This window comes from Marinococcus sp. PL1-022 (assembly GCF_033845285.1).
Classification (GTDB): Bacteria; Bacillota; Bacilli; order Bacillales; family Marinococcaceae; genus Marinococcus.
This window is the reverse complement of the sequence record NZ_JAWXCX010000001.1, coordinates 2932921-2945810: the sequence shown is the minus strand read 5'-3', so window position 1 is coordinate 2945810 and position 12890 is coordinate 2932921. Positions and strand designations below refer to the sequence as shown.

The following is a 12890-nucleotide window of genomic DNA, read 5'->3' as shown; positions in this document are numbered from 1 at the left end:
TTGGGCGTATACTGACAAAGAGAATAGATCAAATCAATTAATGACTAAAATCCGCGTTCTTCCATGAAGAGCGTGGATTTTTTAATATAAAATATTGTCGTTTTTCTTATACATTTTAAATAATTCATTTTTGGTAACAGGCGGGCTGTATAAGGGCCCCTGATATTCATGACATTTTTTCTGCCACAAAAAATTTAATTGCTGAGGGGCTTCAATTCCTTTCGTGATAACGTGAAAATCCAACTGTGCTGACAGGTGTAGGACAATTACTACAATAGCTGTTTCACGTGAAACTCCGTTCATGTCCTTAATAAATGTTTTATCAATTTTGAGCGTATCGAGAGAGAAATCCTTTATATATCCAGGTGATGAATAACCGGGGCCGAAATCACCCGGGCTAATAGATCTTTTTTTTGAAGAGGGCGGTTAATACAGGCGGACATTTCTTTAAGCAGCAAGCCCCGGCCGCATGAACGAACACACTAGCGCCAGACAAACCAGTCGCATTTATTTATGCACGTATGATATTTTTCAGTACGCGTAATAAGAAGTAAATATGCCAACAAAAATGTAAAGGAAATGTTCCGTTTTCCTAATTTACGGTATGACCTCGGGATAAAAAGGGTATAGATTTTAGGGCAATTGGCATAAGGTTAAACTAAAAATTAATAAAGGTGGCTTCACAATGCAGGAACAGGACCGTGAAGTAGTATTTATCTCAGACAAGATCCATGCGATTATTCTTTTTTTAGATGATATTATCATTCAGGAGAAATACCATATGAAGGATGTTGAAAAGCTTCAGCCTGAAACGATGGAATCTCAAAAGCATAAATCAGCGATTATCTTAAACATTATGGAACGCTCGGCAGAATTACTCCGCGGAAGATTTCCGGACTGCTGCGAGGCAGGATCAAAGGTTACTTACACCGTAAAAGATCTGGAAAAGGCGAGAGAGGATTTAAAAACCATTCACAATGATACATTCAAAGAATACGGAATTATTAAATCCAGGTACGAGCCGGGAGAAACAAACGAAGATTCTTTTATTACAAAAACAGTCGTAGGCCTGGTGAACTATAATGTGCATTTATTTGAAACAAAATTTCTGGATTATATGGAACCCCATGCTCTCTAGGCGAAACAAGGTGGTTTGCCGGAGAACGGTTTAAATAAAGACAGAATGGTCTATGAGGATGACAATAAAAAATAAAGGGAGGTTTTTTATGAAACCGTTCGTTAGAGAATACACTGATGACGAAGCACTGCAGCAGGATGTTCAGCGTCTGGCTGAAAAGGGTATTGATAAAAAAAACGTGTACGTTATGACCCACGATAACGACCGCACCGGCCGTATCGCGGAGAATGCGAATGCCAACACTGTCGGGATGAAAGAAGAAGGGTTAAAAAATGCGGTAGGAAATATGTTCAGCAAAAAGGGCGATGAGCTCCGGAACAAACTGCAGGAAATTGGATTATCCCAGGAAGAAGCCCATGAGTATGAGGATGAACTCGATGAAGGAAAAATCCTTCTCATTGTGACAGATACTGAAGGCGTCAATACGATTATTTAACAATAAAAGAGTAGAGCCGCACTCCAGAAGGAGGCGGCTCTAAGTTTATCGATTGACAAGCTTTTACAGGAAGGAATAGAATAGCGTTAGACTTTCCTTAGGGAAACTTTTTTTAATAGAGTAAAAAGGAGATTATAATATGGAGTGGTTTGCGGAGCTCCCTCCCACGCTGCAGGCGCTGATCGGCTCTTTTTTTACCTGGGGCATGACTGCAGCAGGTGCTGCGGTTGTGTTTTTCACGAACAGAAACAACCAGAAGCTGATGGATAGTATGCTTGCATTTGCCGGCGGGGTTATGATTGCTGCGAGCTTCTGGTCGTTGCTTTCACCAGGCATTGATATGGCGGAGGAGCAGGGACAGATACCTTATATTCCAGCTGTTATTGGTTTTTTACTTGGTGGTGTTTTTCTGTTGCTGCTCGACAGGGTCATTCCCATGATGAATGAAGATACGTATTTTACGGAAATAAAAGACAAGTATGCCAAGCACCGGACCACAATGCTTGTGTTTTCGATTACCCTGCACAATATTCCGGAAGGACTCGCTGTAGGTGTAGCATTCGGGGCACTGGCTTCGGAATTCACCAGCTCCACGCTCGCAGGGGCAGTAGCACTTGCGCTTGGTATCGGTATTCAAAATTTTCCGGAGGGCACAGCAGTATCGATGCCGCTTCGGCGGGACGGACTATCGAAAAAGAAAAGCTTCTTTTACGGTCAGCTGTCCGGCTTTGTAGAACCGGTGGCAGCAGTGATTGGTGCTGCCGCGGTTATCATTATTGAGCCGCTGCTTCCGTTTGCTCTCAGTTTTGCAGCAGGAGCGATGATATTTGTTGTTGCTAAGGAAGTTATCCCAGGCTCGCAGGAAAAGGGCAATATACGGCTCGCTACCTTCAGCCTGATGATCGGCTTCAGTGTCATGATGATATTGGATGTAGCTTTAGGATAAATAATTCAGCTGAAGCAGAGAGGTTTTTCTGCTTCAGCTTTTTTTATCTGGAGGACTGTTTTTAATGAATTAGGGATAAAACCGGTGCGCCTCTTTGTGATAAAGTAGCATAAATGAGCACCCGGACCGGGAGTCTGAATTTCATTGGTAATTTCTGAAGGAAATGCTGAAAAAGGAGCTTTGATATGTGGGCTGATAAACCGAAAAATGGGTCGGGTCCTATTTTTTACGGGTGGGCAATTGTGGCATTGTCCGCGTTAAGTATGTTTTTTTCCGGACCGGGCCAGACGTATTCGATTTCTATTTTTATTGATTACTATATTGAGGATTTTTCGTATTCACGTTCCTTTGTTTCTGGTATTTATTCTGTTGGTACGCTGGCTGCCGGTATTACTCTTTTTTTCGTCGGCCGCGCGATTGATCGTCTTGGTCAGCGTCTGGTAATGGGAGCCGCGGGCATTCTGTTGGCACTGGCTTGTGTTTGGAATGCCTTTTTAACAGGTGCTGTCATGATGTTTATCGGTTTTTTCGCCATTCGGCTGTTTGGACAGGGATCGCTGACTCTGATTCCCAATACGCTTGTGCCGCAGTGGTTTGTGCAAAAGCGCGGCCGGGCCTTAAGCGTCATGGCGATTGGCGGGTTTGTCGGTGCGGCTTCCCTGCCTCCGTTGAATACATGGCTGATTCACACGGTCGGCTGGCGGGACACGTGGTTAATTTGGGCGGCACTGTTGCTTATTGTTTTTGTGCCTCTGGTCTTTTTGATGGTGCGGAACCAGCCGCAGGACGTCGGCCAGAACCCCGATGGAAGAGAATCAGGAGCCCGGGAAGAGAGCCGGACTCAGCGAGCAGCTGTACAGGAAAAAAATTGGACGCTTCAGGAAGCACGCAGGACCAAAGTGTTCTGGCTTATTCTTTTTTGTGTCAGCGTACCGGCGATTGTAAACACAGGGGTCACCTTCCATTTAGTATCTATCGTGGAAGGAAAAGGGCTTTCGATTTCGCTTGCAGCGCTGGTGCTTTCATTAATGGCATTTGTCGGTTTTCCGGTGACATTTGCTGTAGGGTATCTTGTGGACCGCATTGCAGTGCATTACGTGCTTGCGATGACGTTTGGGGTACATATTGTTTCACTGCTGGTGCTTCTGGCAATTAACTCCTGGACAGGCGCTGTTCTTTTTGGAGTGCTGTGGGGCATAGCGAACGGCTTTGAGCGTATTGTGTTAAGTATTGTATGGCCTAACTATTTTGGTCCCAGGCATTTAGGCAGTATTAAAGGTATTGCTCAGACAGTGATGGTTATTGGCTCCGCTCTTGGGCCGCTGCCGTTTGGTATTTTTTACGACTGGTTTAATAATTATACGGCCATATTATGGCTTATGATGCTTCTGCCAGCCACGGCTTTGGTTTTTGCGCTTTTATCCCCGAAGCCTTCCTGACTGTTTTATGCCTGAAATACTTTATTCCGCGGACCTATAAGTCCGCGGATTTTTTCATTTAGAATAGGAGCAGGAACTCTTTGCACATTAAACAAGAGTAACAGTTTTTTTATGTCTGGAAGTGCAGCGTGTGCGGAAAGTAACAGATATTAAATGTTCCAGGCTATAAATAGTTAATGAAGTAAGCCGAATTTTCGGCCCGGAACGGCAAAAAACGGCTCCGAAAACAAAAAAACAGCCCTGCTGGTTAAGCAGAGCTGTTTCGATGGTGCTTGTTTATTCAGTTTCAGGAAGGCCGGCCATGACGAGCTGTGTTTCGCCGTCTTCGTTTTCCTGCGTGTCGAGCGTAACATCCTGCATTAAATCTGTAACGCGGTTGTCCACTGCTACTTTAATGCCGTTTGCTTCTACCACCTGATCGTCTTCCTGTGGATCCTGAAGAACAAGACCAATTTGAGAGGATTCTTCCATTTCTTCAACTGCCACGCGGAGGTGGTCCATGTTGTTTTCTTCCATCAGCGGTTCTAGTACTGCTTTAGCACCGTTTGTAATTTCCAAGGGTGAGCCTCCTTAATTTTTAAACCTGTATAGAGTATATCTATACCTTTTTTTCTATCTCTGCAAACTGCTGAATACATTCCCTGCTCTCCGTAAGTGTAAACTGCCGGAGCCGGGCGCTGGATAATTATCATTTGCAACTCTGCCAAGGGTAACAACAATATGACTGTTATTCAACTAATTCATACAGGAAGCCTGGCGGTACCAATGTCCCGAATGCAGAAGGTTCCATATTTCCCGGGAAATGACGGGCCGGTTCCGCTCAGCCGCCAATGATTAACAGCCATACATACAGACCGGTAAGAGTAATAAAAAGCGTTGGAATGGTCAGAATGATACCGACCTTAAAGTAATACGCCCAGGAAATATGGAAGCCGAACTGCCGCAGCACATGAAGCCACAGCAGGGTGGCCAGTGAGCCGATCGGTGTGATTTTCGGCCCCAGATCGCTTCCGATCACATTGGCGTAAATAAGGCCTTCGCGTATGGTGCCGGAGACAGTCGTTTCTGAAATAGCCAGAGCGTCGATCATCACGGTTGGCATGTTATTCATCACAGAAGATAAGAGAGCGGCGATAAAGCCCATCGAAAGGGTACCGACAAATAGCCCTTCATCAGCAGCAACCTGTATCACGACTGCCAGCTGCTCGGTCAGCCCGGCGTTCTGCAGGCCGTAAACTACCACATACATTCCAACCGAAAAGAAAACAATATCCCAGGGGGCTCCTTTTAGTACTTTGCCCGTTTCCACAGCTGGGCTGCGGCGGGCCATCAATAGGAAGAACAGGGCTACAATACCGGCAATAACTGAGACAGGGACTGCTACGAATTCGCTGACAAAATAACCGGTGAGCAGAACCGCGAGCACCACCCAGGAAAGCTGGAACATTTTTATGTCCTGGATCGCATCCTTCGGGTTTTTAACCTTTGTGACGTCATACCGCCCGGGAAGATCCTTGCGGAAAAAAAGATAGAGGACGAGAAGACTCGCCCCGATGGAGAAAAAATTCGGAACAATCATCCGGGTGGCGTATTCAACAAAGCCGATGCCGAAAAAGTCGGCAGAAACAATGTTAACGAGATTACTGATAATCAGGGGCAGCGAAGCGGTGTCCGCGATAAAGCCACTGGCCATAATGAAAGGGAGAATCATACGTTCCTTAAATTCGAGCGCTCTCACCATTGCGAGTACGATAGGTGTCAGTATAAGGGCGGCACCGTCATTGGCAAAAAGTGCAGCGACGACGGCACCGAGCAGAATTATGTAAATAAACATCCGCAGGCCGCTGCCTCCGGCAATTTTTGCCATGTGCAGGGCAGCCCATTCAAAAAACCCTATTTTGTCGAGAATCAGGCTGATAATGATTATAGCAACAAAGGCAAGTGTGGCATTCCACACAATTCCAATAACGGTTTCGACATCCCCGAAGCTGACCACGCCTGCGATAAGAGCGATGATAGCTCCCCCGCAGGCAGACCAGCCAATATTTAAATTTTTCGGCTGCCAAATAACCAATACGAGTGTGATAAGAAAAATAATAACTGCGAGCAGAGTGTTCATACATACCTCCAGGCGGGGCCGAAAAAGAAGCGGCATCCGTTTCTTTCTAAATTTAATGAGCAGTTGCTGAATTTATTATATAAGCATATGCTAATATAAATATATAGAGAAGTCAAAACACGATTCAATACTTTTAGAAAAAAGTGTGATTGCTAGGGTAAAAGAGCAGAAAAAATGTATAATGAGGCTAGAAGATGAAGGCAAAGGCGGTGAAGCTTATGACAGAGAAACAGATGAATGTAACGGTGATCTGCGGGAGCCTGCGGAAGGAGTCCTATAACCGGAAGCTGATGGATTCAATGAAAGCGGAATTTCCGGAGCATTGGGAGGTTGAAGAAGCATTTTTGCATTACATCCCTCTTTACGATGCCGATGTAGAAGAAGCCGGAGTCCCGGAAGCCGTCGTAGAATTAAAACGCGCAATGATGCGCGCGGACGGGGTTATTATCGTGACTCCCGAATACAATAATGGGATGCCGGGAGTTGTAAAGAACGCGCTGGACTGGGCGTCGAGCCCGCCCGCTCATTCCGCTCTGACTCACCGTGCCTTTGCGCTTGCCGGAGCGACTCCCGGGGGCGGCGGCACAGCCTTATCCCAGTATCAGATCCGACAGACACTTACAGCCGCTGAGGCCTATGTAATGCCCGGGCCGAAAATGCTGGTGGCAGGGGTGACTGGAAAAATGAACAAAGAGCTGGATACGCTTGAGGATGAAAAAACTACGCGGCACGTAAAACAGTTTGTGCAGGCGTTTAATAGCTGGATGCACCGTTTTGACGGATAAAAGAAAAGGCTCACAGGAGGAATGACAGATGAGAATCAGGGAACATGACCTGCCGGGGGTAGGAAAACGGGTATCGTTTGAAAACCGGGACGGCATTACCACGGTCATGATCATACACCACAGCGGTAAAAGAGAGATTTATTTTGTGGAAGACGAGGACGATGACGAAGCGCTTTTTTCAACTATATTCACATCCGATGAAGCGAAGGAGCTGGGAGCCCGTCTGCTTGGTATTCATGATGAACCGGTGGATGAAGAAAGCTTTGAGCGTTTCCGCCTGTTAAGAAAGAAAATGCTTGTTGACTGGATCAAAGTAAAAAAAGGCTCTCCGATGGATGCACGCTCAGTGGAAGAAGCCCAGACGTCGATACCGGAAGGAGTTTCTATTGTCGGCATTATGAGGGATAAAGATATCCTTCCGAAGCCGGAGGATGATTTTATTATTCAGGCCGGGGACACCCTGCTCGTTGTCGGAAAAAAAGATATTATTGGGCGCTTTGAAGAAGTTTGTAAGGCGAAAGGATAATTCTTATGCCGGAAATGCCTGATCTGCTTGCTGCGGGATTGATGCTGCTCGTACTTTTTATCGGGGGATGGATCTCTTTTAAAATGCGGTTCCCCGATGTCATCATCTATCTATTAATTGGAATTGTCGTCAGCAGCTGGCTGGCAGATTCTCACCTGCTGTATTTTGCTGGTGAAATTGGTATTGTCCTGCTGTTTTTTATGCTGGGAATGGAGTTTCCGGTCCGGCAGCTTATCCTTGTCGCAACGAAGGTTTTCCGGGCCGGGATTCTGGATATTATACTCAGCTTCGGGGTTACCGTAGGTATAACGCTGGCGTTTGGGCTTGGGTGGCTCGAAGCCCTAATCATAGGCGGTGTCGCCTATGCTACAAGCTCCTCGATCACAGCCAAAATGCTTGAGAATTCAAAGCGGATGGTCAATCCCGAGTCCGAATTCATACTCGGTCTTCTTATTTTCGAGGATTTATTCGCCCCGGTGCTTGTGGCATTGCTTGTCAGCATGACTGTAGGCAGTGGAGTTACTCTGGGCATGCTCGGATGGACATTCGTTCAAATTATTATACTGGTCGCAGGAGCGGTCCTGCTTGGTATATTTGTTTTCCGAAAATTGCGTTCATTTGTGGACCGCTATATGGATGAAGATTTTTTTCTTCTTTTCGTTTTTGGTATTGCGCTTACGTACGGCGGTATTGCTTTGTACCTGAATTTATCCGAGGTACTTGGCGCGTTTCTGGCTGGAATTATCCTGGCTGAAGTGAAACGAAGCGATGTACTCGAAGGTCTGGTCGTGCGCTTTCGGGATCTGCTGCTCCCAATGTTTTTTGTTTATTTCGGCACTACCATTGAGGTCGGGGAAGGAGTGCCGATGATTCCGATGCTTCTCGTGCTGCTTTTCTGGTCAGTGGCTGCGAAAATTATCGTCGGATTTGCGGGCGGAAAGCTGTACGGCCTGTCATCCAAAGTAGCGCTGCGTGCAGGCTTATCTTTAACCCAGCGCGGGGAGTTCTCCATTATTGTCGCGGCACTTGCTACAGGTACGCTGCGGACCTTCAGCAGTATCTTTATTCTTCTCTCGGCTCTGGTGGGGGTATATTTGTTCCAGAAAGCACCAGAACTTGCCACAAGCATTTACGGAAAGAAAAGAGGCAAAAAACCAGTATAAAATGAAGCTTTAAGGGCTGCTCACGGAAAAGCAGTCTTTTTTTACATAATTTTACGGTGCATTTATTTTTAAATATCTCTACAGTATGTTAAAGCGGGAGAAGGAGGAGGTTTATATGCTTACAGGCATTCTTTTATTTATACTGGCAGGAATAATGGAAATTGGCGGCGGCTACCTGGTGTGGCAGTGGATAAGAGAGTCGCGCCCGGTCTATTACGGCCTGTTCGGAGCAGCAGGGCTTGTAATGTACGGGGTCATTGCGGCTTTTCAGGTGTTTCCGGCGTTTGGAAGAGTTTACGCAGCGTATGGAGGTATATTTATTATTATGTCTCTGCTCTGGGGCTGGTGGGTCGATGGCTGGCGACCGGACACATACGATTGGGTCGGGGCTGCTTTTTGTATTGTCGGCGTAAGTATTATGCTTTGGGCGCCCCGCGGAGCATAAAAAAGCCCGCCGGAGACCGGCGGGAGAGCTTTACATAGATGGAATTGTACGGTGGGGGAGCTTCCACTGAAAGCGGTAGGAGCATACCCGGCCGGAAACGAGCAAAACGAATAACAAAAACAGGCCAAAGCCGCCGGTAACCCAGCCCATACCGATAAATAAGCCGCCGACCAGCGCCCACAGGGCGTAGACCTCCGAGTGAAGCACCATCGGTTTTCGGTTGGCCAGCACGTCACGGATCAATCCGCCGCCACTTCCTGTGAGTACTGCTGCCACGATGACAGCGCTGAGCGGGTGTCCCATTTCTACTGCAAACAGGGCCCCCTGCATCGCAAAGGAAGCAAGGCCGATAGCGTCAAAAAAGGAGCCCCAGCTGTGCCAGTGCTTCATTAAAATATTTGGAAACAGTACAAACAACAGAATAGAAAAGAAGGAAACCTGAAAAAAGAGCCCCTGGCTCCACAGCTCCGATACCGGGACACCGATCAGAATGTTTCGAATCGCTCCTCCTCCAAACGCTGTGATAAATCCTAAAAACAAAACCCCAAAGATATCAAGGTCTTCTTCCATAGCGACAATTGCCCCACTGATGGAAAACGCGATGGTGCCTACCACTGTCAGCATATCCCAGGTCATACTGCTCCCCCTTTCCCGGTTAATACGTCTTCATACAAAAATCGCTGCCGGAAGGGCAGCGACGGTGTGTACACTTATAGTCCGAGAATGATTATAAGCTGTAACTGTAAAAATAGCAACCCGGTGGCTTTGACAAAATGAGAGGCAGAATATTTCTGTTACAATGGTGCAAAGAGCAGTTAATGTTTCAGCTGCCGGGGGAATCATATATAAAATAAAGGCGAAAAATAACATTTACATAAAAAGAAGGGACGCTATGAATATAGAAAACATACATACAAAGACTTACGCGAAAAAACTGGATGAAGGTGATGAACTCCAAAAGTACCGCCGGGAATTCTACATGGGAGAGACGATTTATTTGGATGGAAATTCGCTCGGACTGCTGTCGGAGCGGGCGGAAAAAAGCGTACAGGAAATCATGGATATGTGGAAACAGCTGGGTATTGAGGGATGGACAAACGGAAGCCATCCCTGGTACTACCTCTCGGAAAAACTGGCTCAAGCCTCGGCTCCGCTGCTAGGGGCTAAAGAGACAGAGGTGATTGTCACTGGTTCGACAACCGTAAACATTCACCAGATGCTTGCTACCTTTTATCAGCCTACTGCTAAAAGGTACAAAATACTTGCGGATGATGCGGCTTTTCCTACCGATATTTATGCATTAAAAAGCCAGCTGGATCTGCGGGGGCTGGGGGAAGAGGCACTGGCTCTGGTGCCGAACCGGGACGGAATGCTTGATGAAGAGGAGATTATTGAAAGAATGAGTGACGATACGGCTCTATTGTTTCTTCCGGGCGTATTGTACCGCAGCGGCCAGGTGCTCGATATGGAGCGGTTAACGAAAGAGGCACACGCCCGGGGCATTATGGTCGGCCTCGATCTTTGTCACTCGGTCGGATCTGTACCACATGAGCTTCACGAGTGGGGCGTTGATTTTGCTGTTTGGTGCAATTATAAGCATTTGAACGGAGGACCGGGTGCTGTTGCTGGGCTCTATGTCCATGAAAAGCATTTCGGGGAATCGCCGGGGCTTGCTGGCTGGTTCAGTTCAAAAAAAGCCGTGCAGTTTGATATGAAGCATACCCTCGAGCCGGAGGAATCAGCCGGGGCCTACGAAATCGGGACTCCGCATGTACTGAGTATGGCTCCGCTGATCGGTTCGCTGGAAATGTTCGGGGAAGCAGGAATTGAACGCATACGGGCGAAGTCTCTGCGGTTAACCGGATATATGATCGATTTGATTGACGCTGGTATTGGCATCGGCCTGAAGGTGGTAAGTCCGAGAGACCCGGCTGCAAGAGGCGGGCATGTGCTTCTTAAGCATGAATATGCCGCCGGCATCTGTAATGCGTTGAAAGCGGAGGGCGTCGTGCCTGATTTCCGGGCGCCGGCCTACATCCGGATTGCGCCGGTGGCGTTGTACAATACGTATGAAGAAGTCCGGATGGCAGTAGAGACGCTGAAAAGAATCATAGATAATGAAGAGTACCTGCAGTTTTCAAATGAACGCGGGACAATTGCCTGACAAAGATCAGAGGAAGTGAAGGGAGGAGGTCCGGAAATGGAAACAGCTATTATTGTTCTATTGGGGCTGTTAATTGCTTTTATCGTTTTAGTGCCGGCGGGACTGGTGCTCTGGATGTATGTTAAGGACCGCAGTCAGCGGCAGCACGCTATTTTAAAAAACTTCCCGGTTCTCGGGAGAATGCGTTATTTAATTGAAAAAACGGGGCCGGAATTTCGTCAGTATTTGTTTAACAACGATCTTGAGGGAAAACCCTTTTCAAGAGAGCAGTTCATTTCTACAGTAAAAGCCGGAAAATATAAAACACGTATGCTTGGCTACGGGTCGAAAGAGGACTTTAATACGAATGGCTATTATATCGTAAACGACATGTATCCGACGCTTGAAGAGGATCTGCGCCGGGACCGGAAGGCGGAAGCCATTCCGTCCAAAGTATACCAAATCGACAACGAACGGCTGTTTACAAGGCAGGAGCACCGGGTGGAGGAATCGTTCGATCCGTTTCTGCTTGATGAGCAGGACATAATTACGCTTGGAAAACATAGCGGCGTCAGGCATCCCTTCCGCGTGAAGGGGCTCATTGGCCAGTCAGGTATGAGCTATGGGTCGCTCGGAGACCGGGCGATTGAAGCATTGTCCATGGGAAATGCCCGGGCTACCGGCTCCTGGATGAACACAGGGGAAGGTGGACTGTCGGACTACCATCTGAAGGGCGGAGCGGACATTATGTGGCAGATCGGTCCGGGACTGTTCGGGGCAAGAGACCGCGCCGGTAATTTTAATCGGCAGCTGTTTCAGGAACAGGCAGCTTATGACCAGGTGAAAGCTGTAGAGATCAAGCTGGCTCAGGGAGCTAAGCAGCGGGGCGGACACGTGGACGGAGCTAAGGTTACCGAAAAAATTGCCGCTGTCCGGAATGTGGAACCGTGGAAAACGATAGACAGCCCGAACCGGTTTAAAGATATTGAAACCACTGGAAAGCTGATGGCCTTTCTCGAAGAGCTGCGGCAGCTGAGTGAAAAGCCGGTCGGCATAAAAATCACTCTCGGCTCAAGACAGCATGCCTTCAAGCTGGCGGAGGAGCTGAGGACCTCGGAAATTCTTCCCGATTTTATCACGCTGGATGGGAGCGAGGGGGGCACGGGAGCCTCCTACAAGGAAATGGCGGACAGTGTAGCCCTTCCGCTCTTTTCAGCGCTGCCGATGCTTGAGGAAGCGCTGCTTGAAGCGGGGATTAGAGACAAAATCACCATCATTGCCTCAGGGAAGCTGTTAACGCCGAACAAGGCAGTCACAGCGCTAGCCCTTGGCGCGGATTTGATTCATGTGGCGAGAGGATTTATGATCAGCGTCGGCTGTATCATGGCGCAGGTTTGCCATTCAAACGAGTGCCCGGTTGGGGTGGCCACGACTGATCCGAAGCGGCAGGAGGCTCTTGATATTGAAGAAAAATCCTACCGCGTTACCAATTTTATTATTTCCATGCGGGAAGGAATGCATAATTTAGCAGTGGCGGCCGGTCTTCACTCGCCAACGGAATTTAATCGGGAGAACCTTATTTATAAAGATATGGATGGTCGTACGTATTCCGTAGAAGACATTGTAGAGAGGAAAATAGAAAGAACGCAAAGCAAAGCCTGAAAAATTTTTAAAGCTCCGCAGAGAGTGGAAGTATTTCCTGGGAAATAAACGGTTTCTGCCCCATGCTTAAAGTTAAAAAAACCGCCGA

General features: G+C 47.5%; 14 protein-coding genes. 10 read left to right on the top strand and 4 right to left on the bottom strand.

The window, feature by feature from the left end; translation table 11 throughout:
* Nucleotides 1-81 precede the first annotated feature (81 nt).
* Nucleotides 82-402 (bottom strand): EAL domain-containing protein, encoded by a 321-nt coding sequence (locus SIC45_RS16535; protein ID WP_413645962.1) that lies wholly within the window; start codon nt 400-402, stop codon nt 82-84.
* A 283-nt stretch (nt 403-685) separates the two neighbouring features.
* Between SIC45_RS16535 and SIC45_RS15020 the strand changes: the two genes are divergently transcribed.
* The 4 genes from SIC45_RS15020 (at nt 686) to SIC45_RS15005 (ending at nt 3959) form a co-directional block, all read left to right on the top strand.
* The gene (locus SIC45_RS15020) at nt 686-1138 is read left to right on the top strand and encodes a hypothetical protein (RefSeq protein WP_319632780.1); all 453 of its coding nucleotides are present in this window, start codon (nt 686-688) and stop codon (nt 1136-1138) included.
* A gap of 88 nt (nt 1139-1226) precedes the next feature.
* Entirely contained in the window at nt 1227-1574 is a 348-nt protein-coding gene (locus SIC45_RS15015) for a general stress protein (protein WP_319632779.1), read from the top strand.
* Nucleotides 1575-1713: 139 nt separating this feature from the next.
* A complete protein-coding gene (locus SIC45_RS15010; protein ID WP_319632778.1) occupies nt 1714-2520 on the top strand; it encodes a ZIP family metal transporter in 807 nt (268 codons plus the stop codon).
* Between the two features lie 185 nt (nt 2521-2705).
* Nucleotides 2706-3959 carry an MFS transporter gene (locus tag SIC45_RS15005; protein WP_319632777.1) on the top strand — a complete coding sequence of 418 codons (1254 nt, stop codon included), beginning with the start codon at nt 2706-2708 and terminating at the stop codon, nt 3957-3959.
* Nucleotides 3960-4235: 276 nt separating this feature from the next.
* Here the strand turns inward: SIC45_RS15005 and SIC45_RS15000 are convergent, their stop codons facing one another.
* Both SIC45_RS15000 and SIC45_RS14995 read right to left on the bottom strand, forming a co-directional pair.
* Nucleotides 4236-4517: an iron-sulfur cluster biosynthesis family protein gene (locus tag SIC45_RS15000; protein ID WP_298786633.1), complete on the bottom strand. Its 282-nt coding sequence runs from the start codon at nt 4515-4517 to the stop codon at nt 4236-4238.
* 262 nt (nt 4518-4779) lie between these two features.
* Nucleotides 4780-6078 (bottom strand): arsenic transporter, encoded by a 1299-nt coding sequence (locus SIC45_RS14995; RefSeq protein WP_319632776.1) that lies wholly within the window; start codon nt 6076-6078, stop codon nt 4780-4782.
* A gap of 218 nt (nt 6079-6296) precedes the next feature.
* Here SIC45_RS14995 and SIC45_RS14990 point away from each other — a divergent pair, with 218 nt between their 5' ends.
* The 4 genes from SIC45_RS14990 (at nt 6297) to SIC45_RS14975 (ending at nt 8997) form a co-directional block, all read left to right on the top strand.
* Nucleotides 6297-6863, top strand: a complete 567-nt coding sequence (locus tag SIC45_RS14990; protein ID WP_319632775.1) for an NADPH-dependent FMN reductase — start codon at nt 6297-6299, stop codon at nt 6861-6863.
* Between the two features lie 28 nt (nt 6864-6891).
* On the top strand, nt 6892-7389 hold the full coding sequence (locus SIC45_RS14985; protein ID WP_298786626.1) for a cation:proton antiporter regulatory subunit: 498 nt from the start codon (nt 6892-6894) through the stop codon (nt 7387-7389).
* Nucleotides 7390-7394: 5 nt separating this feature from the next.
* Nucleotides 7395-8552 carry a cation:proton antiporter gene (locus SIC45_RS14980; protein WP_319632774.1) on the top strand — a complete coding sequence of 386 codons (1158 nt, stop codon included), beginning with the start codon at nt 7395-7397 and terminating at the stop codon, nt 8550-8552.
* 115 nt (nt 8553-8667) lie between these two features.
* Entirely contained in the window at nt 8668-8997 is a 330-nt protein-coding gene (locus SIC45_RS14975; RefSeq protein ID WP_298786622.1) for a YnfA family protein, read from the top strand.
* Nucleotides 8998-9027: 30 nt separating this feature from the next.
* Here SIC45_RS14975 and SIC45_RS14970 read toward each other — a convergent pair whose 3' ends face one another.
* Nucleotides 9028-9633: a trimeric intracellular cation channel family protein gene (locus tag SIC45_RS14970; protein WP_319632773.1), complete on the bottom strand. Its 606-nt coding sequence runs from the start codon at nt 9631-9633 to the stop codon at nt 9028-9030.
* A gap of 256 nt (nt 9634-9889) precedes the next feature.
* On the opposite strand from SIC45_RS14970, the gene kynU reads away from it, so the two are divergent.
* Both kynU and SIC45_RS14960 read left to right on the top strand, forming a co-directional pair.
* Nucleotides 9890-11161 (top strand): kynureninase, encoded by a 1272-nt coding sequence (gene kynU, locus SIC45_RS14965; protein WP_319632772.1) that lies wholly within the window; start codon nt 9890-9892, stop codon nt 11159-11161.
* Between the two features lie 36 nt (nt 11162-11197).
* Nucleotides 11198-12802 carry an FMN-binding glutamate synthase family protein gene (locus SIC45_RS14960; RefSeq protein WP_319632771.1) on the top strand — a complete coding sequence of 535 codons (1605 nt, stop codon included), beginning with the start codon at nt 11198-11200 and terminating at the stop codon, nt 12800-12802.
* Nucleotides 12803-12890 lie beyond the last annotated feature (88 nt).